General features: G+C 65.4%; 14 protein-coding genes and 7 pseudogenes. 3 read left to right on the top strand and 18 right to left on the bottom strand.

The genetic code is table 11. From position 1 onward, the window contains the following. Positions 1-41: 41 nt before the first annotated feature. Together fghA and LE197_RS00160 are read right to left on the bottom strand one after the other, a co-directional pair. The gene (gene fghA, locus LE197_RS00165) at positions 42-893 is read right to left on the bottom strand and encodes an S-formylglutathione hydrolase (protein WP_003113869.1); all 852 of its coding nucleotides are present in this window, start codon (positions 891-893) and stop codon (positions 42-44) included. A 53-nt stretch (positions 894-946) separates the two neighbouring features. Beyond that, a pseudogene (locus LE197_RS00160) lies at positions 947-2,058 on the bottom strand (S-(hydroxymethyl)glutathione dehydrogenase/class III alcohol dehydrogenase). 131 nt (positions 2,059-2,189) lie between these two features. Between LE197_RS00160 and gfnR the strand changes: the two are divergent. The 3 genes and pseudogenes from gfnR to yedF all read left to right on the top strand — a co-directional run bounded on the left by gfnR (position 2,190) and on the right by yedF (position 4,613). Continuing rightward, complete coding sequence (gene gfnR, locus LE197_RS00155; protein ID WP_003098564.1) at positions 2,190-3,098, top strand: glutathione-dependent formaldehyde neutralization regulator; 909 nt, start codon at positions 2,190-2,192, stop codon at positions 3,096-3,098. Positions 3,099-3,173: 75 nt separating this feature from the next. Next, positions 3,174-4,399 (top strand): annotated as a pseudogene (gene yedE, locus LE197_RS00150) (selenium metabolism membrane protein YedE/FdhT). After that, on the top strand, positions 4,365-4,613 hold the full coding sequence (gene yedF / locus LE197_RS00145; protein ID WP_003092358.1) for a sulfurtransferase-like selenium metabolism protein YedF: 249 nt from the start codon (positions 4,365-4,367) through the stop codon (positions 4,611-4,613). The pseudogene yedE and the gene yedF overlap by 35 nt, the downstream one beginning before the upstream one ends. A gap of 60 nt (positions 4,614-4,673) precedes the next feature. Here yedF and ispD read toward each other — a convergent pair whose 3' ends face one another. The 16 genes and pseudogenes from ispD to LE197_RS37210 all read right to left on the bottom strand — a co-directional run bounded on the left by ispD (position 4,674) and on the right by LE197_RS37210 (position 21,558). Then, positions 4,674-5,378 (bottom strand): 2-C-methyl-D-erythritol 4-phosphate cytidylyltransferase, encoded by a 705-nt coding sequence (gene ispD / locus LE197_RS00140; RefSeq protein ID WP_003092359.1) that lies wholly within the window; start codon positions 5,376-5,378, stop codon positions 4,674-4,676. Positions 5,379-5,397: 19 nt separating this feature from the next. After that, positions 5,398-5,682 carry a cell division protein FtsB gene (gene ftsB / locus LE197_RS00135; protein WP_003098569.1) on the bottom strand — a complete coding sequence of 95 codons (285 nt, stop codon included), beginning with the start codon at positions 5,680-5,682 and terminating at the stop codon, positions 5,398-5,400. 63 nt (positions 5,683-5,745) lie between these two features. Beyond that, a complete protein-coding gene (eno, locus tag LE197_RS00130; protein ID WP_003092364.1) occupies positions 5,746-7,035 on the bottom strand; it encodes a phosphopyruvate hydratase in 1,290 nt (429 codons plus the stop codon). A 45-nt stretch (positions 7,036-7,080) separates the two neighbouring features. After that, positions 7,081-7,924, bottom strand: a pseudogene (gene kdsA / locus LE197_RS00125) (3-deoxy-8-phosphooctulonate synthase). 2 nt (positions 7,925-7,926) lie between these two features. Further along, a complete protein-coding gene (locus tag LE197_RS00120; RefSeq protein ID WP_003092366.1) occupies positions 7,927-9,555 on the bottom strand; it encodes a CTP synthase in 1,629 nt (542 codons plus the stop codon). A gap of 170 nt (positions 9,556-9,725) precedes the next feature. After that, positions 9,726-11,053, bottom strand: a pseudogene (gene tilS / locus LE197_RS00115) (tRNA lysidine(34) synthetase TilS). 69 nt (positions 11,054-11,122) lie between these two features. Next, positions 11,123-12,073: an acetyl-CoA carboxylase carboxyl transferase subunit alpha gene (gene accA / locus LE197_RS00110; protein ID WP_003109333.1), complete on the bottom strand. Its 951-nt coding sequence runs from the start codon at positions 12,071-12,073 to the stop codon at positions 11,123-11,125. Positions 12,074-12,222: 149 nt separating this feature from the next. After that, positions 12,223-15,742 (bottom strand): annotated as a pseudogene (gene dnaE / locus LE197_RS00105) (DNA polymerase III subunit alpha). 129 nt (positions 15,743-15,871) lie between these two features. After that, entirely contained in the window at positions 15,872-17,287 is a 1,416-nt protein-coding gene (locus tag LE197_RS00100) for an alanine/glycine:cation symporter family protein (RefSeq protein ID WP_003092370.1), read from the bottom strand. Between the two features lie 215 nt (positions 17,288-17,502). Beyond that, positions 17,503-18,108 (bottom strand): ribonuclease HII, encoded by a 606-nt coding sequence (rnhB, locus tag LE197_RS00095; protein ID WP_003098580.1) that lies wholly within the window; start codon positions 18,106-18,108, stop codon positions 17,503-17,505. Beyond that, a pseudogene (gene lpxB / locus LE197_RS00090) lies at positions 18,108-19,243 on the bottom strand (lipid-A-disaccharide synthase). The gene rnhB and the pseudogene lpxB overlap by 1 nt, the downstream one beginning before the upstream one ends. Positions 19,244-19,246: 3 nt before the next feature. Further along, entirely contained in the window at positions 19,247-20,023 is a 777-nt protein-coding gene (gene lpxA, locus LE197_RS00085) for an acyl-ACP--UDP-N-acetylglucosamine O-acyltransferase (protein WP_003092373.1), read from the bottom strand. Next, positions 20,020-20,459 (bottom strand): annotated as a pseudogene (gene fabZ, locus LE197_RS00080) (3-hydroxyacyl-ACP dehydratase FabZ). Before fabZ ends, lpxA begins: the two are co-directional and overlap by 4 nt. 46 nt (positions 20,460-20,505) lie before the next feature. After that, a complete protein-coding gene (lpxD, locus tag LE197_RS37220; RefSeq protein ID WP_413247422.1) occupies positions 20,506-21,135 on the bottom strand; it encodes a UDP-3-O-(3-hydroxymyristoyl)glucosamine N-acyltransferase in 630 nt (209 codons plus the stop codon). Beyond that, a complete protein-coding gene (locus LE197_RS37215; protein ID WP_413247421.1) occupies positions 21,132-21,329 on the bottom strand; it encodes a hypothetical protein in 198 nt (65 codons plus the stop codon). The genes lpxD and LE197_RS37215 overlap by 4 nt, the downstream gene beginning before the upstream one ends. 40 nt (positions 21,330-21,369) lie before the next feature. Then, positions 21,370-21,558, bottom strand: a complete 189-nt coding sequence (locus LE197_RS37210) for a hypothetical protein (protein WP_413247420.1) — start codon at positions 21,556-21,558, stop codon at positions 21,370-21,372. Between the last annotated feature and the right edge of the window lie 2 nt (positions 21,559-21,560).

The following is a 21,560-nucleotide window of genomic DNA, read 5'->3' as shown; positions in this document are numbered from 1 at the left end:
TGATTCTACCCCGGATCGGGACAGGCTTCAGGTATCGCGGATCAACCGTTGAGAACCCCGGCATGATGGCGCAGGTGATCCTCGATGAAACTGGCGATGAAGTAGTAGCTGTGGTCGTAACCTGGTTGCAGACGCAGCTCCAGCGGGTGGCCGGCCTTGTCCGCCGCATTGCGTAGCGCTTCCGGCTTGAGCTGGACGGCGAGGAAGTCGTCGCGCTCGCCCTGGTCGACCAGGATCGGCAAGCGTTCGGACGCACCCTCGAGCAACGCACAGGCATCCCACTCGCGCCAGGCCGCCGGGTCCTCGCCCAGGTAGCGGGAGAACGCCTTCTGGCCCCAGGGACAATCGCTCGGATGGCAGATCGGCGCGAAGGCCGACAGCGACAGGTAGCGCCCCGGGTTGCGCAGCGCGCAAACCAGCGCGCCATGCCCACCCATCGAGTGCCCGCTGATGCCGCGCCGCCGGGACACCGGGAAATGCGCCTCGATCAGCGCCGGCAACTCGTGCACCACGTAGTCGTGCATGCGGTAGTGCGCGGCCCAGGGCTCCTGCGTGGCGTTCAGGTAGAAGCCTGCGCCCAGGCCGAAGTCCCAGGCGCCGTCGGGATCGCCGGGGACACCGCTGCCGCGCGGGCTGGTATCCGGCGCCACCAGTACCAATCCCAGTTCGGCGGCGACCCGCTGGGCGCCGGCCTTCTGCATGAAGTTCTCGTCGGTACAGGTCAGCCCGGACAGCCAGTACAGGGCCGGCAGCGCCGCCTCCGGCTCGGCCTGGGGCGGCAGGTAGATGGCGAAGACCATCTCGCAGTTCAGGGTCCGGGAAAAATGACGGTAACGCTGGTGCCAGCCGCCGAAGGTCTTCTGGCTGCCGATCAGTTCGAGGGAATCCTTCACGTGACCTCCGTGAAACGGTCGTGGCGAGCCGCAGGGCCCGCCGCGACGGCTTGTCAGTAATGAATGACGGTGCGGATGCTCTTGCCTTCGTGCATCAGCTCGAAGGCCTCGTTGATGTCCTCCAGCCCCATGGTGTGGGTGATGAAGGTATCCAGCGGGATCTCGCCCTTCTGCGCCTTCTCGACATAGCTCGGCAGCTCGCTGCGCCCGCGCACCCGCCGAACGCCGAACCGCGCCAGACGCGGCCGGTGACCAGTTGGAACGGCCGGGTGCTGATTTCCTGGCCGGCGCCGGCGACACCGATGATCACCGACTCGCCCCAGCCCTTGTGGCAGCATTCCAGCGCGGCGCGCATCAACTGCACGTTGCCGACGCACTCGAAGGAGTAGTCGACGCCGCCATCGGTCAGTTCGACGATGACGTCCTGGATCGGCTTGTCGTAGTCCTTCGGATTGATGAAGTCGGTGGCGCCCAGCTCCCTGGCGATGTCGAACTTGCCCGGGTTGATGTCGACCGCGATGATGCGCGCGGCCTTGGCCATCTTCGCCCCGATGATCGCCGCCAGGCCGATACCGCCCAGGCCGAAGATGGCAACGGTAGCGCCCTCTTCCACCTTGGCGGTATTCAGCACGGCGCCGATCCCGGTGGTGACGCCGCAACCAAGCAGGCAGACCTTCTCCAGCGGCGCGTCCTTGGGAATCTTCGCCAGGGAGATTTCCGGCAGCACGGTGTATTCGGAGAAGGTCGAGCAGCCCATGTAGTGGAAGACCGGCTCGCCCTTGTAGGAGAAACGGCTGGTGCCGTCGGGCATCAGGCCCTTGCCCTGGGTGGCGCGCACCGCCTGGCAGAGGTTGGTCTTGCCGGACAGGCAGAATTTGCACTTGCCGCACTCGGCGGTGTAGAGCGGGATGACATGGTCGCCCACCTGCAGGGAGGTCACGCCCTCGCCCACCGCTTCGACGATGCCGCCACCTTCGTGGCCCAGGATGCACGGGAACACCCCCTCGGAATCCTGGCCGGACAGGGTGTACGCATCGGTATGGCAGACGCCGGTGGCGACGATGCGCACCAGTACCTCGCCCTTCTGCGGCGGCGCCACATCCACCTCGACGATTTCCAACGGCTTGTTGGGGGCGAAGGCGACGGCGGCACGGGACTTGATCATCTGGGAACTCCTGAACGATGGAAGCCGGCGGGCCGCTAAGCGACCCACTGAAACGGAAAGTGTAGAAAACCGCGTTTCAAGGAATAATCAGGCAATAATCAAAACATTATTGCCATACAGGGACAATCCAGATGAATCGCTGGGAAGGACTCGACGAATTCGTCGCTGTCGCCGAAACCGGGCAGTTCACCGCGGCAGCCGAACGCATGGGCGTTTCCTCGTCGCACATCAGCCGCCAGGTCGCCCGCCTGGAGGAGCGCCTGCAGACCCGCCTGCTCTACCGCAGCACCCGGCGAGTATCGCTGAGCGAAGCCGGACAGACCTTCCTGCAACATTGCCAGCGCCTGCAGGACGCCCGCGACGAAGCCCTGCGCGCGGTCAGCGACCTCTCCGCGGAGCCCAAGGGCCTGCTGCGCATGACCTGCGCGGTAGCCTACGGCGAACGTTTCATCGTGCCGCTGGTGAATGCCTTCATGGCCGACTATCCGCAACTGCGGGTCGACATCGAGCTGTCCAACCGCCAGTTGGACCTGCTCCACGAGGGCTTCGACCTGGCCATCCGCCTCGGCCGCCTGAGCGATTCGCGATTGGTCGCCACACGGTTGGCACCACGCGTCATGTACCTCTGCGCCACCCCGGAATACCTGCGCCGCCACGGCACTCCGCAGTCGCCGGCGGAACTCGGCCAGTTCAACTGCCTGATCGGCAGCAGCGACCTGTGGAGCTTCCTCGAGGACGGCCGGGAAACCCAGCACCGGGTCCAGGGCAACTGGCGCTGCAACAGCGGCCAGGCGGTGCTCGACGCCGCCCTGCGCGGCTTCGGCCTGTGCCAGCTGCCCGACTACTATGTGATCGAGCATCTGCGCAGCGGCCGCCTGGTCTCCCTGCTGGAAGGCCACCAGCCGCCGAATACCGCGGTATGGGCGCTGTACCCGCAGCAGCGGCACCTGTCGCCGAAAGTCAGGCAACTGGTGGACTATCTCAAGGAAGGCCTGGCGCAATCCCATCCGGGACTCGCCGGGGAGAAAAACCTGCGCTGAAGCAGTAAGGCGATTCACCGCTGCGATAGACTTGGCGGTTTCCCGTTCCACCCGCTATCGATTCAAGGAAGTCGCATGTCTGCCTTCAATGCGTTTCGCCAACGCTACCTGGTGAGGTTCTGGTCGCCGCTGCCGGCGCTGGTCGCCCTCGGCGTCGCCTCCGCCTACTACTTCGCGCTCACCGGCACCTTCTGGGCGGTGACCGGCGAATCACCCGCTGGGGCGGCCACGTGCTGTCCTGGTTCGGCTACCAGCCACAGGACTGGAGCTACTTCAGGCTGATCGGCCTTCAAGGCACGCCGCTGGACCGGATCGACGGAGTGATGATCATCGGCATGTTCCTCGGCGCCCTGTGCTGCGCCCTCTGGGCCGGCAACGTCAGCCTGCGCTGGCCGACCAGCAAACGTCGCCTGCTGCAGGGTCTGGTCGGCGGTATCGTCGCCGGCTTCGGCGCGCGCCTGGCGATGGGCTGCAACCTGGCGGCGTTCTTCACCGGTATCCCGATGTTTTCCCTGCACGCCTGGGCCTTCATGTTCGCCACCGTCGGCGGCGCCTGGATCGGCGTGAAGATCAGCCTGCTGCCGTTCCTGCGCACACCGCTGAAAGTCGGCGCCACGGCCAGCGCCCTGCCCAGCGCCGAAAGCCTGGCCCGACGCGCACGCCTGCAGGCCCGCCTGGGCCTGGCGGTGCTGGCGCTCGCCGCGCTGTTCGCCGCCTGGCGCTTCGAGGTATCGCTGGTGCTGGGCATGGCCTGCCTGTTCGGCCTGCTGTTCGGCGGCCTGATCGAGCGCGCGCAGATCTGCTTCACCAGTGCCGCACGGGACCTCTGGACCACCGGCCGGACCCGCGCCGCCTTCGGCATCCTGCTCGGCATGGCGGCCGCCTGCATCGGTACCTTCGCCGCGATCCGCCTGGGCGTCGCGCCGAAGATCTTCTGGATGGGCCCGAATGCGATCATCGGCGGCATTCTCTTCGGCATCGGCATCGTCCTCGCCGGCGGTTGCGAGACCGGCTGGATGTACCGCTCGATGGAGGGCCAGGTGCACTTCTGGGTGGTCGGCATCGGCAACGTCATCGGCGGAACCCTGGTGGCGATCTTTTGGGACCAGTTGGGCACCCGCCTCGCCCTGCCCTATCCCAAGCTCAACCTGCTGGAAAGCTTCGGGCCCGGCAACGGCCTGCTATTGACCTTCGCCGGCCTGGCCCTGTGCCTGCTGCTGGTGCAACTGAACGCCTCCCGATTCACCCGACCGCGGAAACCGAACCATGAGCCAGACCGACAAACCGACCCTGTCGCTTGACCTGCGCGGCGAACATTGCCCGTACAACGCCATCGCCACCCTGGAAACCCTGGCGACCATGCAGCCGGGCGAACGCCTGGAAGTGGTCACCGACTGCTCGCAATCGGTCCACGGGATTCCCGAAGATACCCAGCGCCAGGGCTACAAATGCCTGGCGGTGGAGCAGCATGGCGCGCTGTTCCGCTTCCTCATAGAGGTGCCGCTGGAAAGCTGAACGAGCGAGCCTGCAACGACAAGAAAGCCGACCCTCGGGTCGGCTTTCTTGTGCCAGGGTTCAGTGCGGAAAACTGCGCTGCAGGCGCAGCAGGTCTTCCGGGGTGGTGATCTTCAGGTTGTCGGCGCGCCCTTCCACCAGCTTCGGCGCATAGCCGGCCCACTCCATCGCCGAAGCCTCGTCGGTGATCGCCACGCCGGCCACCAACGCATCGGCCAGCGCCCGGTGCAGGGCGCCGAGGCGGAACATCTGCGGCGTATAGGCCAGCCAGACCACCGAGCGGTCGATGGTTTCGCTGACCCGGCCGTCGCGGTCGGAGCGCTTGAGAGTGTCCCTCGCCGGCACCGCCAGCAGCCCGCCGACCGGATCTTCGGCGAGTTCTTCGAGCAGGCGGTCGAGGTCGCCGCGGGTCAGGTTCGGCCGCGCGGCGTCATGCACCAGCACCCAGTCGTCGGCCTGTGCCCCCAACTCCAGCAGGCGCAGCAAGCCGTTCAACACCGAGCCGGCGCGCTCGGCGCCCCCGGCGGCGCGCTGCACATGCCGGCTGGCGGCGCAGTCCAGCCCGGGCCAGTAGGGATCGTCCTCGGCCAGGCAGACCACCAGGCCCCTGAGCATCGGGTGTTCGAGGAAACAATCGAGGGTGCGCTCGATCACGGTGCGACCGGCAAGATCGAGATATTGCTTCGGGCGGTCGGCGCGCATGCGCGAACCCACGCCGGCGGCGGGGATCACCGTCCAGAAGGCGGGAAGGTCGGAAGTCGTCATCGGGAGAAGGGTCGTCAGCTCACTTGGCGAGCTGGTAGAGGGTTTCGCCGTCCTTGACCATGCCGAGCTCGTGCCGCGCACGCTCCTCGACGGTCTCGGTGCCTTTCTTCAGCTCGGCGACTTCGGCTTCGAGAATCCGGTTGCGCTCCAGCAGGCGCTCGTTCTCGCCATGCTGGTCGGCGATCTGCTTCTGCAGGTCGCGCACCTGCGCCAGGCTGCCATCGCCGACCCACAGGCGATATTGCAGGCCCGCCAGCGCCAGGATCAGCACCACGAACAGCCAGTAGGGGCTACGTAACCTCAAGCCTCGAACTCCTTGAGAAGAAAAGGGTGGCTCTTGCCACCCCTTCACCGTACCAGACTAGGCTCAGCCGCGGAATTCCGCGCGACCACGGTACGGCGCCTTGGCGCCCAGTTGCTCTTCGATGCGCAGCAACTGGTTGTACTTGGACACGCGGTCGGAGCGGCACAGCGAACCGGTCTTGATCTGACCGGCGGCGGTACCCACGGCCAGGTCGGCGATGGTCGAGTCCTCGGTTTCGCCGGAGCGGTGCGAGATCACCGCGGTATAGCCGGCGGCCTTGGCCATCTGGATGGCCTCCAGGGTCTCGGTGAGCGAACCGATCTGGTTGAACTTGATCAGGATCGAATTGCCGATGCCCTTCTCGATGCCTTCCTTGAGGATCTTGGTGTTGGTCACGAACAGGTCGTCGCCGACCAGTTGGACCTTGGCGCCGATCTTGTCGGTCAGGCCTTTCCAGCCGGCCCAGTCGGACTCGTCCATGCCGTCCTCGATGGAGATGATCGGGTAGCGCTGGGTCAGGCCGGCCAGGTAGTCGGCGAAACCGGCGGCGTCGAATACCTTGCCTTCGCCTTCCAGGTCGTACTTGCCGTCCTTGAAGAACTCGCTGGAGGCGCAGTCCAGGGCCAGGGTCACGTCGTCGCCCAGCTTGTAGCCGGCCTTCTCGACGGCCTCGGCGATGGCGGCCAGGGCGTCTTCGTTGGACGACAGGTTCGGCGCGAAGCCGCCTTCGTCACCGACGGCGGTGTTCAGGCCACGGGCCTTCAGCACGGCCTTGAGGTGATGGAAGATCTCGGCGCCCATGCGCAGCGCCTCGGCGAAGTTCTTCGCGCCGACCGGCTGGACCATGAATTCCTGGATATCGACGTTGTTGTCCGCATGCTCGCCGCCGTTGATGATGTTCATCATCGGCACCGGCATGGAGTACTGGCCGGGAGTGCCGTTGAGGTCGGCGATGTGCGCGTACAGCGGTACGCCCTTGGCCTGTGCGGCGGCCTTGGCGGCAGCCAGGGACACCGCGAGGATCGCGTTGGCGCCCAGCTTGGCCTTGTTCTCGGTGCCGTCCAGCTCGATCATCGCGTGGTCGAGGGCTTTCTGGTCGGCCGCGTCCTTGCCCAGCAGCAGGTCGCGGATCGGGCCGTTGATGTTGGCCACGGCTTTCAGCACGCCCTTGCCCAGGTAACGGCTCTTGTCGCCATCGCGCAGCTCGAGGGCCTCGCGGGAACCGGTGGAAGCACCGGAAGGCGCGCAGGCGCTGCCGACGATGCCGTTGTCCAGGATCACGTCCGCTTCAACGGTAGGGTTGCCGCGGGAGTCCAGGACCTCACGGCCCTTGATGTCGACGATCTTTGCCATTCTTGTTAACACTCCGAAGTGAATGAACGGGGCGGTCTGAGGAGACTAGGCAGTCTCGATTGCAGGAAAGCTCTTGATCAGCTCGTCCAGTTGCTTGAGCTGGGACAGGAAGGCTTCGAGTTTGTTCAGGCGCAGCGCGCACGGACCGTCGCACTTGGCGTGCTCGGGGTCCGGATGGGCCTCGAGGAACAGCCCGGCGAGCTTCTGGCTGAGCCCGGCCTTGGCCAGGTCGGTGACCTGGGCGCGCCGGCCGCCGGCGGAGTCCGCGCGACCGCCAGGCATCTGCAGGGCGTGGGTGACGTCGAAGAATACCGGGTACTCGAACTGCTTCATGATGCCGAAGCCGAGCATGTCGACCACCAGGTTGTTGTAACCGAAGGAGGAGCCGCGCTCGCAGAGATCAGGCGGTCGTTACCGGCTTCCTCGCACTTGGTCAGGATGTGCTTCATCTCCTGGGGCGCGAGGAACTGGGCCTTCTTGATATTGATCACCGCGTTGGTCCTGGCCATCGCCACCACCAGGTCGGTCTGTCGCGAGAGGAAGGCCGGCAGCTGGATGATGTCGCAGACCTCGGCCACCGGCTGGGCCTGGAACGGCTCGTGGACATCGGTGATGACCGGTACCTTGAAGGTCTTCTTGATCTCTTCGAAGATCTTCATTCCCTCTTCCAGGCCCGGACCACGGAACGAGTGGATCGAGGAACGGTTGGCCTTGTCGAAGCTGGCCTTGAACACATAGGGATACCGAGTTTCTCGGTAACCCGTACGTATTCTTCGCAGACCTGCATGGCCAGGTCGCGCGACTCCAGCACGTTCATGCCGCCGAACAGCACGAACGGCAGGTCGTTGCCGATCTGGATATCGCCGACGCGAACGATCTTCTGTGCCATGCTCAGGCCTTCCCGGAATATTTCAGCGCGGCGTTGACGAAACCGCTGAACAGCGGGTGGCCATCACGCGGTGTGGAGGTGAATTCCGGGTGGAACTGGCAGGCAACGAACCACGGATGCTCCGGGGCCTCGACCACTTCCACCAGGGCGCCGTCGCCGGAGCGGCCGGAAATCTTCAGGCCGGCCTGTTCCAGTTGCGGCAGCAGGTTGTTGTTCACTTCGTAGCGATGGCGATGGCGCTCGACGATCACGTCCTTGGCATAGCAGTCGTGCACCAAGGTGCCGGTCTGCAGCTGGCACTCCTGGGCGCCCAGGCGCATGGTGCCGCCCAGGTCGGAAGCTTCGGTGCGGATCTCGGTGGCGCCGGTCGCGTCCTGCCATTCGGTGATCAGGCCGACCACCGGATGGCCGCTGGACTTGTCGAACTCGGTGGAGTTGGCGTCGCTCCAGCCGAGCACGTTGCGGGCGTATTCGATGACCGCGACCTGCATGCCCAGGCAGATGCCCAGGTAGGGGATCTTGTTCTCGCGGGCGTACTGCACGGTGCTGATCTTGCCTTCCACGCCGCGCAGGCCGAAGCCGCCCGGGACCAGGATGGCGTCGACGCCTTCCAGCAGGCTGGTGCCCTGCTGCTCGATGTCTTCGGAGTCGATGTAGCGCAGGTTGACCTTGGTGCGGCTCTGGATGCCGGCGTGGGTCATCGCCTCGATCAGCGACTTGTACGCGTCCAGCAGTTCCATGTACTTGCCGACCATGGCGATGGTGACTTCACGCTCGGGGTTGAGCTTGGCATCGACCACCCGGTCCCATTCGGACAGGTCGGCCTGCCCGCACTCCAGGCCGAAGCGCTCGACGACGATGTCGTCCAGGCCCTGGGCATGCAGCACCGACGGGATGCGGTAGATGGTGTCGACGTCTTCCAGGGCGATCACCGCGCGCTCCTCGACGTTGGTGAAGAGCGCGATCTTGCGCCGCGAGGAGACGTCGATCGGGTGGTCGGAACGGCAGACCAGCACGTCCGGTTGCAGGCCGATGGAGCGCAGCTCCTTGACCGAGTGCTGGGTCGGCTTGGTCTTGGTCTCGCCGGCGGTGGCGATGTACGGCACCAGGGTCAGGTGCATCAGCATCGCGCGCTTGGCGCCGATCTCGACGCGCAGTTGGCGGATCGCCTCGAGGAACGGCTGCGACTCGATGTCGCCGACGGTGCCACCGATCTCCACCAGGGCGACGTCGGCATCGCCGGCGCCCTTGATGATGCGCCGCTTGATCTCGTCGGTGATGTGCGGGATCACCTGCACGGTGGCGCCCAGGTAGTCGCCGCGGCGTTCCTTGCGCAACACGTCCATGTAGACGCGGCCGGTGGTGAAGTTGTTGTTCTGGGTCATGGTGGTACGAACGAAGCGCTCGTAATGGCCCAGGTCCAGGTCGGTCTCGGCGCCGTCCTGGGTCACGAAGACCTCACCGTGCTGGAACGGGCTCATGGTGCCCGGGTCCACGTTGATGTAAGGGTCCAGCTTGAGCATCGTGATCTTCAGGCCACGCGCTTCCAAGATCGCAGCCAGAGAAGCCGAAGCGATGCCTTTCCCCAATGAAGAAACAACACCACCCGTGACGAAGATGTAGCGCGTCATGAAAAACCCTAGAAGTCAGCGTTTAGGCGGGATCAACCGCCGGGGATTCGGAGAAGGGAGGCCAGCTCCCGCCACGGACAAATCCGTGGGCAAAGCAAACTCCTGCTGATTCCGGAGGGAATCGGCGGGAGCAGTACAAGACGGGAGCGTAGTCTACTGGAAACGGCTTACTAGCTCAAACCCGGGTCGTTCGTCGGCGGGCTCCAGGACAGTCGCCAGCCCCCCTCGCGGGGACTGTCCAGGCCAGGAATGTTGGCCACCGCGAGCAGTTCGTCGGCTCGGAAGAGCAGCGGCAAACGACCGCGCAGGAAGCTCGGTACGCCCGCTTCGTTGAGCAATCGCTTGAGGTCGCGGCGACCGCGCCCGGCCAGGGCCAGCACCTCCCCACCCCGCCGGTAGTCGACGCGCAACGGCCCCGCCGGAACCTCGCCGAGCAACGCCAGCCGACCATTGCCGGGAAGAAGCAATGGATGAGCGGGACGCTCCCAGACGAACGGTCCCGCCGCCGCCCGCCAGTCCGCCGGCAACCACCAGATCCGCCCCGCGCCGCGACGCAGCTCGCCGCTCTCCAGGCGCCAGATCGGGTCGGCATCGTCGCCGGCATCGCGCAACGACTCCCAGCCGGCCCAATGGTCGCTGTCCGGCAACCGCGTCAGCTGTCCCAGCCAGGCCCGCAGCAGGTTGCGCTGGCGCGCAGCGCTGAGGCGGCGCAGAGGCTCCAGGGCGATCCGGGGCAGATCCAGCCAGTCCGGCCAATCCAGTTCCGAGGGTTGGCGGCAGGCCCGGAGGTCGATGGCGGCCAGTTCAGCCAGCAGGTCTTCGGCCTCGCGCAGATGCGCCGCGCAGCGCGCCATGCCGGCGACGGCCTGCGGCCAGTGGGAGGCGAGACGCGGCATGATCTCCCGGCGCAGGTAGTTGCGCGAGAAGCGCGGATCCTGGTTGGAAGGATCCTCCACCCAGTCCAGCCGGTGCGTCTGCGCATAGGCTTCCAGTTCGGCGCGGGAAACCCCGAGCAAGGGTCGGCACAGGCGGCCGCCGCCCAGCGGCCGGCTCGCCGGCATCGCCGCCAGGCCGCGCAGGCCCGCTCCACGCAACAGGCGGAACAGCAAGGTCTCGGCCTGGTCGTCGAGGTGCTGCGCGGTGAGCAGCACCTGTCCCTCGCCCAGGTTCGCCTGGAATGCGCGATAGCGGGCGTCGCGCGCCGCCTGCTCGATGCTGCCGCCAACGGCGACCTGCACCCGCTCGACCCGCAGCGGGATACCCAGCGATCGGCAGACCGCCTGGCAGTGCGCCGGCCAACCGTCCGCCGCAGCCTGCAAGCCATGGTGGACATGCAGCGCCGACAGCGCCGGCAAGGCTTCGCTCCGGGCCAGTTGGGCGAGCAGATGCAGCAACACCGTGGAATCCAGCCCGCCGGAAAACGCCACGCACCAGCCCCCGCTTCGCGCCAGGGCGCCAGGGCCTGTAACAGACGGGATTCGAGCGGCACCGCCGGCATGCTTGCGCTCCTCATGCGACAAGCCCGGCGAATGCCGGGCTTGTCGATCGTACCAGTGCGCCGGATGGCTTACGGCGCGCCGTAGCTCATCAGGCGGTCGTAACGACGCTCCAGCAACTCACCCATTTCCAGGCCCTGGAGCATCTTCAGTTGCGCCAGCAGTTCGCCACGGATCGATTCGGCCATGCTCGCCGGATCGCGATGGGCGCCGCCCAGCGGTTCGTCGATGACCTTGTCGACGATGCCCAGGCCTTTCAGGCGCTCGGCGGTGATGCCCATGGCCTCGGCGGCTTCCGGCGCCTTCTCGGCGGTCTTCCAGAGGATGGAGGCGCAGCCTTCCGGCGAGATCACCGAATAGGTGGAGTATTGCAGCATGTTCAACTGGTCGCAGACACCGATGGCCAGCGCGCCGCCGGAACCGCCCTCGCCGATCACGGTGGCGATGATCGGCGTCTTCAGTCGCGCCATCACCCGCAGGTTCCAGGCGATCGCCTCGCTCTGGCCGCGTTCCTCGGCATCGATGCCCGGGTAGGCGCCGGGCGTGTCGATGAAGGTGAGGATCGGCATCTTGAAGCGTTCGGCCATTTCCATCAGGCGGCAGGCCTTGCGATAGCCTTCCGGACGCGGCATGCCGAAGTTGCGCCGGACCTTCTCACGGACTTCGCGGCCTTTCTGGTGGCCGATGACCATCACCGGGGAACCGTCGAGGCGGGCAACGCCACCGACGATCGCCGGGTCGTCGGCGAAATGCCGGTCGCCGTGCAGTTCCTCGAAATCGCTGAACAGGTAGCCGATGTAGTCGAGGGTATAGGGACGCTTGGGATGGCGCGCGAGCTGGGCGATCTGCCAACTGGACAGATTGCCGAAGATGTTTTCGGTGAGCGCCTTGCTCTTGTCCTGCAGACGCGAGATTTCGTCGCTGATGTTCAGCGCATTGTCGTTGCCCACCAGGCGCAGCTCTTCGATCTTGGCTTGCAGGTCGGCGATCGGCTGTTCGAAATCAAGAAAGTTCGGGTTCATAGGCTTCCGTCGTGCGCAGATTCTAGTGGGCCGTTTCCGTTTGGCGCCCTACCTTACGGGATCGGGCGCCAGGGGTCGAGCCGGGAGCAAGGGCGATCCGCGTTTTCCCGCCGCAGAGCGCGGAACAACGGCGTTATCGCCCATCGCGATTAACGATAATTGAGGAAGACGTTGTCGCGCCCGAACTGGTCACGCAATGCCTGGATCAGATCGTCCGCCGGATCCACCCGCCAGCTCTCGCCGAACTGCAGCAGGGCCTTGGCGTCGGCGCTGGTGTAGTCCAGGGTGATCGGGCAGGAACCGCGATGGCGGTTGAACAGCTCGCCCAGCCAGCGCAGGCGATCGCCCTTCAACAGGTCGGCGTGCAGCTTCATCCGCAGGCTCTCCGCCAGGCCGGTACGCGCCTCCTCCAGGCTCATCACGCGCTTGGCGCGCAGGCGCAGTCCGCCGGAGAAGTCGTCCTGGCTGACCTCGCCCTCGACCACCACCAGCGCGTCGGTCTGCAGCAGCGACTGGGCCGCGGCGAAGGCTTCGGAGAACAGCGAGGCCTCGATCCGTCCGGAGCGGTCGTCTAGGGTGACGAAGCCCATCTTGTCGCCCTTCTTGTTCTTCATCACCCGCAGGTTGACGATCAGCCCGGCCACCGTCTGGGTATCGCGCGCCGGCTTCAGCTCGACGATGCGCTGGCGGGCGAAGCGCCGCACCTCGCCTTCGTACTCGTCGATCGGATGGCCGGTCAGGTACAGGCCGAGGGTGTCCTTCTCGCCCTTCAGGCGTTCCTTGAGGGTCAGCTCCTTGACCTTGCGGTGGTTGGCGTAGACATCCGCCTCCGGCTCGGCGAAGACTCCGCCGAACAGGTCCATGTGCCCGCTGTCGTGGCTGCGCGCGGTCTGCTCGGCGGCCTGGATCGCTTCCTCCATCGCCGCCAGCAGCACGGCGCGGTTGAGGTCGACGGTAGCCTGGTAGGCCTTTAGCTCGTCGTGGTAGTGCGGCCCCAGGCGATCCAGCGCACCGGCGCGGATCAGCGCTTCCAGGGTGCGCTTGTTGATGCGTTTCAGGTCGACGCGGTCGCAGAAGTCGAACAGGGTGTTGAACGGCCCGCCTTCGGCGCGGCATTCGGTGATCGCCTCCACCGGCCCCTCGCCGACGCCCTTGATCGCGCCCAGGCCATAGACGATCCGGCCATCGTCGTCGACGGTGAAGCGGAACTCGGAGTTGTTCACGTCCGGCGCCACGATGCGCAGCTTCATGTGCCGGCATTCTTCGATCAGCGTCACCACCTTGTCGGTGTTCTGCATATCCGCGGTGAGTACCGCGGCCATGAACGGCGCCGGGAAGTGGGTCTTCAGCCAGGCGGTCTGGTAGGAGACCAGGCCGTAGGCTGCCGAGTGCGACTTGTTGAAGCCGTAGCCGGCGAATTTTTCCACCAGGTCGAAGATGTTGCCCGCGAGATCGGCATCGATGCCGTTGTTCTTGCAACCCTCGATGAAACCGCCGCGCTGCTTGGCCATTTCCTCGGGCTTCTTCTTGCCCATCGCCCGGCGCAGCATGTCCGCGCCACCGAGGGTATAGCCGGCCATGACCTGGGCGATCTGCATCACCTGTTCCTGGTACAGGATGATGCCGTAGGTGGGTTTGAGCACCGGCTCCAGGCCGGCGTACTGGTAATCGGGGTGCGGATAGGACAGCTCGGCGCGACCGTGCTTGCGGTTGATGAAGTCGTCCACCATGCCCGACTGCAGAGGACCCGGGCGGAACAGCGCCACCAGTGCGATGAGGTCTTCCAGGCAGTCCGGCTTGAGCTTCTTGATCAGCTCCTTCATGCCGCGCGATTCGAGCTGGAACACCGCAGTGGTCTCGGCCTTCTGCAGCAGCGAATAGGTCGGCTTGTCGTCCAGCGGGATGAAGTCGATGTTCACCGGCTCCAGGCCCTTCTTGGCCTGCTCGCGGTTGATGATCTCCATCGCCCACTTGATGATGGTCAGGGTCCGCAGACCGAGGAAGTCGAACTTCACCAGGCCGGCCGCCTCCACGTCGTCCTTGTCGAACTGGGTCACCAGGCCGCCGCCTTCCTCGTCGCAGGCGATCGGCGAGAAGTCGGTCAGCTTGGTCGGCGCGATCACCACGCCACCGGCGTGCTTGCCGGTACCGCGGGTGATGCCTTCCAGCTTGAGGGCCATCTCCCAGATCTCGGCGGCTTCCTCGTCGCTCTTGAGGAAGTCGCGGAGCATTTCTTCCTGCTCGTAGGCCTTATCCAGGGTCATGCCGACTTCGAACGGGATCATCTTCGACAGCCGGTCGGCGAGACCGTAGGACTTGCCCTGGACCCGAGCCACGTCGCGTACCACCGCCTTCGCCGCCATGGTGCCGAAGGTGATGATCTGGCTCACCGCGTTGCGCCCGTAGGCGTCGGCCACGTAGTCGATCACCCGGTCGCGGCCCTCCATGCAGAAGTCGACGTCGAAGTCGGGCATGGAGATCCGTTCCGGGTTGAGGAAACGTTCGAACAGCAGGTCGTAGGCCAGCGGATCGAGGTCGGTGATCTTCAGCACGTAGGCCACCAGCGAGCCGGCGCCCGAGCCCCGCCCGGGGCCTACCGGCACGCCGTTGTTCTTCGCCCACTTGATGAAGTCCATCACGATGAGGAAGTAACCGGGGAAACCCATCTGGATGATGATATCGAGTTCGAAGTTCAGACGGTCGACATAGACCTGGCGCTTGGCCTCGTAGTCCGGGGTATCCTTCGGCAACAGCACCTCCAGGCGCTCCTCGAGACCTTCGAAGGAGGCGTGCCGCAGGTAGTCGTCGATGCCCATGCCATTGGGCGTGGGGAAGTCCGGCAGGAAGTACTTGCCCAGCTGCACCTCGATGTTGCAGCGCTTGGCGATCTCGACGGTGTTTTCCAACGCTTCCGGCAGGTCGCTGAACAGCTCGGCCATTTCCGCCGGCGACTTCAGGTATTGCTGGTCCGAATAGGTACGCGGCCGCCGCGGATCGTCGAGGGTCCGCCCTCGCCGATGCAGACGCGGGTCTCGTGGGCCTCGAAGTCGTCCTGCTTGATGAAGCGCACGTCGTTGGTCGCCACCAGCGGCGCGTTGCAGCGTGACGCCAGAGCCACCGCCGCGTGGAGGTGCTCCTCGTCGTTGACCCGGCTGGTACGTTGCACTTCGACGTAGAAGCGCTCGGGGAACACCTCCATCCACTCGCGCAACAGCGCCTCGGCCTTGGCCTCCTCGCCGTCGAGCAGCGCGTGGCCGATCTCGCCTTCCTTGGCCGCGGACAGCGCGATCAGGCCTTCCGCCGCCTCCTTGACCCAGTCGCGCTCGATGATGATCTCGCCATTGCGCTGGCCTTCGCTCCAGCCGCGGGAAATCAGCTCGGTGAGGTTGCGATAGCCCTTCGCGTTCATCGCCAGCAGGCTCAGGCGGCTGAGCGGGCCATCTTCCTCGCGGCTGGCGAGCCAGATGTCGGCCCCGCAGATCGGCTTGATGCCGGCGCCCATGGCGGTCTTGTAGAACTTCACCAGCGAGCACATGTTGCTCTGGTCGGTGACCGCCACCGCCGGCATGCCCAGCCCTGCCACTGCCTTGGCCAGGGGCTTGACCCGGACCAGGCCGTCGACCAGGAGAATTCGGTATGCAGACGCAGGTGAACGAAGGATACGGTCATGAAGGCCCCGGAGCAGAAATAACGCAAAAACGACAAGGCCCGGATTGTACCGGGCCCGGTGGCAAAGCTACAGGTTCAAGAGCGGACGATGCGCCTCGGCTGCGCCGAGAAGCCTCGCCCGCCCCGCGCTCAGGCGCGGCGGTCGTCCCAGATGCCCGGTTCGAGCTTCTGCTGGACTTCCGGGAACTGGCTGGCGTCGAAGGTCGGCAGCTTGCCGGCCTTGCGCTGGGCGTTATAGTCCTTGGCCAGCTTGATCGCGAGGTTGGACAGCAGCAGGATGGCGATCAGATTGGTGATCGCCATCAGGCCCATCGACACGTCGGCGAGGTTCCAGACGAACGGCAGCGAAGCCAGCGCGCCGAACATCACCATCGCCAGCACGATCAGGCGGAAGATCAACAGGCCCGCCAGGTGGTTGTGCTCGAGGAATACCAGGCAGTTCTCGGCATAGAAGTAGTTGGCGACGATCGAGGTGAAGGCGAAGAACAGGATGATCACCGCCAGGAAGTAGCGGCCCCAGTCGCCGACCTGGCTGGTCAGAGCATTCTGCACCAGCATGATGCCCTCGCCTTCCTGCGGTCCGGCCAGCAGGATGATGGCGGCGGAAGCGGTGCAGATCAGCAGGGTATCGATGAACACGCCGGCCATCTGCACATAGCCCTGGGACGCCGGGTGCGGCGGATAGGGCGTGGCCGAGGCGGCGGCGTTGGGCGCCGAGCCCATGCCTGCTTCGTTGGAGAACAGGCCGCGCTTGAAGCCGTTGAGGATCGCCGCGCCGATGCCGCCGGCGGCGGCCTCGTGCCAGCCGAAGGCACTCTTCACCACCATCGCGAGGACGCCCGGCAGTTCGCTGAGGTTGAACAGGATGATGCCCACCGCCAGCAGCAGGTAGGCCACCGCCATGAAGGGTACCGCCAGTTCGGAGAAGCGCGCGATGGAGCGCAGGCCGCCGAAGATGATCAACGCGGTGAGGATCACCACGGCGATGCCGCTGATCCAGGTCGGCACGCCGAAGGCGCCCTGCATGGCACCGGTGATGGTATTGGCCTGCACCGAGTTGAAGACGAAACCGAAGGCGATGATCAGGAAGATCGAGAACAGGATGCCCATCCAGCGCGCGCCCAGGCCCTTCTCCATGTAGTAGGCCGGGCCGCCACGGAACTGGCCCTTGTCGTCGCGAATCTTGAACAACTGGGCCAGGGTCGCCTCGACGAAGCCGGTCGCCATCCCCACCAGGGCGATCGCCCACATCCAGAACACTGCGCCGGGACCGCCGAGCGTGATCGCTACCGCCACGCCGGCGACGTTGCCGGTACCGACCCGCGCCGCCAGAGAGGTGCAGAGCGCCTGGAACGAGGAGATTCCCGAGTCGTCCGACTGGCGGCTGCCCTTGAGCACGCTGAAGGTATGACCGAAGTGGCGGAACTGGATCAGCCCCAGGCGCACGGTGAAGTACAGGCCGCAACCGACCAGCAGCCAGATGAGGATCTTGCCCCAGATAAGGCCGTTGAGCAGGTCGACGACCTGAGTGGCGAATTCTTGCATGGATAACTCCCTGTTCCGCTTGTGGCGGATTGTTGTCAGCCGACCTCCCGGGTAGAAGGCCGCGTGTTTCGGACACACACGGAATGACGTGCGAGCCGAAGGAAATTTCGCTGTGAATGGCACTTGGCAGGAAGGGGCAGGACTTTCCGCTATTGACGTCGCTCGCCGCTTGTCACCAGGCGACAGATACGGTCAGTCACGCGACATCCGTTCAATTATTGAACAGAGACGTCCAGCAATTCGCGAACCGGCGCAAACGAGCGTCGATGGATCGGCGTCGGGCCGAGGCGGGAAAGCGCCTCGAGATGGACCGCGGTCGGATATCCCTTGTGCCCGGCCATGCCATAGCCCGGATAGACCCGGTCCAGCTCGACCATTTCCCGGTCGCGACTGACCTTGGCCAGGATCGACGCCGCAGCGATCGCCGGCACCTGGCTGTCGCCCTTGACCACCGGCGCGCAGGGCACCGCCAGTTTCGGACAACGATTGCCGTCGATCAGGGCCAGCCGCGGAGTCACGCTGAGGCCTTCGACCGCGCGCTGCATGGCGAGCATGGTGGCATGCAGAATGTTCAGCCGGTCGATCTCCTCGACCTCGGCGCGGGCGATGCACCAGGCCAGGGCCTTCTCGCGGATCTCTTCGAACAGCGCCTCGCGGCGGGCTTCGCTGAGCTTCTTCGAGTCGTTCAGGCCGAGGATCGGGCGGCTCGGGTCGAGAATCACCGCGGCGGTGACCACCGGGCCGCACAACGGACCGCGACCGACCTCGTCGACGCCCGCGACCAGATCCTCCACCAGATTGAAATCCAGCCCCAGTTGCATCAGCGGCGCTCCACCAGTTGCAGGACGGCTTCCGCCGCCTGTGCCGAGGCATCCTGGCGCAAGGCCCGATGGATGGCATCGAAGAATTCCACCTGCTGCGAGCCGTCGTCCAGCAGCGGCGAGAGGGTTGCGGCTAGCGCTTGCGGGGTGGCGGCGTCCTGGATCAGTTCCGGCACCAACAGGCGTCCGGCCAACAGGTTCGGCAGGGAGATGTAAGGGCTTTCACCAGGCGCTTGAGAATCCGGTACGTCAGCCCGGCGACCCGATAAGCCACCACCATCGGCCGCTTGTAGAGCAGCGCCTCGAGAGTCGCGGTGCCGGAGGCGATCAGCACCGCATCGCAGGCGGCAAGCGCTTCATGGGACGCACCGTCGAGCAGCGTCAGCGGCAGAGGCTCGCGGCCCTGGAGCATCTGCTCGATCTGTTCGCGCCGTGCAGCGCTGGCGCAGGGCAGCACGAAACGCAAGCCCGGCCGTTCGACGAGCAGACGCTGGGCGGTGTCGAGGAACAAGGCGCCGAGCTTGCCGACCTCGCCGCCGCGACTGCCCGGCATCAGCGCCAGCACCTGTCCGTCCGCCGGCAATCCGAGCCGCGCGCGGGCCGCAGCGCGATCCGCCTGCAGGGGAATGGTGTTGGCCAGGGGGTGGCCGACGAAACGCACAGGCACCCCATGCTCTTCGTAGAAACGTGCTTCGAAGGGGAACAATGCCAGCATCAGGTCGCAGGCTTCGCGAATCTTCAGCACCCGTTTCTGCCGCCAGGCCCATACCGAAGGGCTGACGTAATGCACGGTGCGCAGGCCAGCCTGGCGCAGCTTGTGTTCGACGCCGAGGGTGAAGTCGGGAGCATCGATGCCGATCATCACATCCGGCCGGGCCTCGATGAGCGTGCGGATCAGGCGCTTGCGCCGTCGCAACAACTCCGGCAGCCTGCCCAGCACTTCGACCAGGCCCATCACCGACAGGCGCTCCATGGGGAAATAGCTGGACAGCCCTTCGGCCTCCATGCGCGGCCCACCGACGCCGATGAACTCGATATCCGGGTGCCGCGCCCGCAGCGCCTGCATCAGTCCGGACCCGAGGATGTCGCCGGAGGCCTCGCCGGCGACCAGGGCTACGCGTAATCCGTCAGCCATGGCTCAGCGGGTGATGCCGCGGGTTGCGCTCTGGATGGAATCACGGAACACCGCGACCTCGGGGAACTGGGCAGCGCTTTCGGCCAGCTCGGCCAGGGCTTCCTCGACGGTATGTCCCTGGCGATAGACCACCTTGTAGGCACGCCGCAGGGCATGGATGGCCTCGCTGCTGAAGCCGCGCCGACGCATGCCTTCGAAGTTCATGCTGCGGGCTTCGGCCGGGTTGCCGAAGACCGTCACGTAGGCCGGGACGTCCTTGCCGATGGCGCTGCCCATGCCGGAAAAGCTGTGCGCGCCGATCCGGCAGTACTGGTGCACCAGGGTGTAGCCGGACAGGATCGCCCAGTCGTCCACGTGGACATGCCCGGCCAGCGCCGTGTTGTTCACCAGGATGCAATGGTTGCCGATCACGCTGTCATGGCCGATGTGCGCATAGGCCATGATCAGGTTGTGGTCGCCAATGGTGGTTTCCGCGCGATCCTGGACGGTTCCGCGATGGATGGTCACGCCTTCGCGGATCACGTTGTGGTCACCGATCACCAGGCGCGTCGGCTCGCCCTTGTATTTCAGGTCGGGAGTATCCTCGCCGACGCTGGAAAACTGGTAGATGCGGTTGTGCTTGCCGATCTTCGTGGGGCCCTTGAGCACCACGTGCGGACCGATCACCGTCCCTTCACCGATCTCCACTTCCGCCCCGACGATGGACCACGGGCCCACCTGGACGTCAGCCGCCAGCCTGGCGCTCGGATCGATGATGGCGCGAGGATCGATCAAACTCATAGTTTGCGTTCCGCACAGATGATTTCAGCCGAGCATACCGGCTTGTCGTCGACGGTAGCGTGGCAGTCGAATTTCCAGATGCTGCGCTTCACGCTGATGAACTTGGCGTGCAGTTGCAGTTGGTCGCCCGGCAGGACCGGCTGGCGGAAGCGCAGCTTGTCCGAACCGACGAAGTAGTAAAGGGTGCCGTCGGCGGGCTTCACGTCGAGCATCTTGAAACCGAGGATACCGGCCGCCTGGGCCATCGCCTCGATGATCAGCACGCCCGGCATGATCGGGTGCTCGGGAAATGTCCGTTGAAGAACGGCTCATTGATACTGACATTCTTGTAGGCGCGAATGCGCTTGCCCTCGATGTCCAGCTCTACCACCCGATCCACCAGCAGGAAAGGATAGCGATGAGGCAGGTATTCGCGAATCTCGTTGATGTCCATCATGTTAGGGGAGCCTGTTCAGAAAAAGGGTGACGCAAAAAAACGTCAATTACGCATCAGATGAAGCGTCACCGCTTGAGGTCACGGCAGCCAGGCGTTTTTCCAGCTGCTGAAGTCGACGCGCCATGTCGTCCAGTTGACGAATGCGCGCGGCGCTTTTTCCATTCGGCCGCCGGTTGCATGGCGTACCGGAGGAATACGATCCCGGCTCGGTGATCGAGCGGGTCACCATGGTCATGCCGGTCACGAAAACGTTGTCGCAGATCTCGATATGGCCGACCAGGCCAACGCCGCCGGCGAGCATGCAATGCCTGCCGATCTTGGCGCTGCCGGAAATGCCGACGCAAGCGGCCATGGCGGTATGATCGCCGATCTGCACGTTGTGCGCGATCATGATCTGGTTGTCCAGCTTCACACCGTTGCCGATCAGCGTATCGGACAGTGCTCCACGGTCGATGGTGGTGTTCGCGCCGATCTCGACGTCGTCACCGATGGTCACCCCGCCGATCTGGGCGATCTTCTGCCAGACGCCCTTCTCGTTGGCGAAACCGAAACCTTCGCCGCCGATCACCGCGCCCGACTGGATACTCACCCGCGCGCCGATGGTGACGTCGTGGTAGAGCGTGACCCGCGGCGCCAGCCAGCCGCCTTCGCCGATCACGCTACGGGCTCCGATCACGCAGTGCGCGCCGATGCTGACGCCAGCGCCGATGCGGCGCCACTCTCGATCACCGCATAGGCGCCGACGCTGGCGCTCGGATCGACCTCGGCGTCCGCCGCGACGATGGCGGTAGGATGGATACCGGCGGCCGCCTTCGGTTTGCGATCGAACAGGTGCGACAGGCTGGCATAGGCCAGGTAGGGGTTGGCCACCACCAGCGCGTACCGGCGAACCCGTCGGCGTCGGCAGCCGTCAGCAGGACGGCGCCGGCACGGCTTTCGGGCAGGTACTTGCGATACTGCGGGTTGGCCAGAAGCTCAGCTGAGCCGGTCCGGCCTCCTGCAAGGTCGCCAGGCCCTGGATCGGCAGGTCCGCGTCGCCACGGAGTTCCGCGCCGACATGCGCGGCCAGCTGGCCCAGGGTGTAGGACAAGGTACTCATCA

The sequence above is a fragment of the Pseudomonas sp. PS1(2021) genome, from assembly GCF_020405165.1.
Taxonomy (GTDB): Bacteria; Pseudomonadota; Gammaproteobacteria; order Pseudomonadales; family Pseudomonadaceae; genus Pseudomonas; species Pseudomonas aeruginosa.
This window is presented reverse-complemented; position numbering and strand designations above follow the sequence as displayed.

Coding starts and splice junctions, on each gene's coding strand:
- LE197_RS37210 (WP_413247420.1), bottom strand. CDS start 21,558: ATGAGTACCTTGTCCTACACCCTGGGCCAGCTGGCCGCGCATGTCGGC.
- ispD (WP_003092359.1), bottom strand. CDS start 5,378: ATGACGACTTCCGACCTTCCCGCCTTCTGGACGGTGATCCCCGCCGCC.
- LE197_RS00100 (WP_003092370.1), bottom strand. CDS start 17,287: ATGCAAGAATTCGCCACTCAGGTCGTCGACCTGCTCAACGGCCTTATC.
- yedF (WP_003092358.1), top strand. CDS start 4,365: ATGAGCCAGACCGACAAACCGACCCTGTCGCTTGACCTGCGCGGCGAA.
- gfnR (WP_003098564.1), top strand. CDS start 2,190: ATGAATCGCTGGGAAGGACTCGACGAATTCGTCGCTGTCGCCGAAACC.
- accA (WP_003109333.1), bottom strand. CDS start 12,073: ATGAACCCGAACTTTCTTGATTTCGAACAGCCGATCGCCGACCTGCAA.
- eno (WP_003092364.1), bottom strand. CDS start 7,035: ATGGCAAAGATCGTCGACATCAAGGGCCGTGAGGTCCTGGACTCCCGC.
- LE197_RS00120 (WP_003092366.1), bottom strand. CDS start 9,555: ATGACGCGCTACATCTTCGTCACGGGTGGTGTTGTTTCTTCATTGGGG.
- rnhB (WP_003098580.1), bottom strand. CDS start 18,108: ATGCAACTGGGGCTGGATTTCAATCTGGTGGAGGATCTGGTCGCGGGC.
- lpxA (WP_003092373.1), bottom strand. CDS start 20,023: ATGAGTTTGATCGATCCTCGCGCCATCATCGATCCGAGCGCCAGGCTG.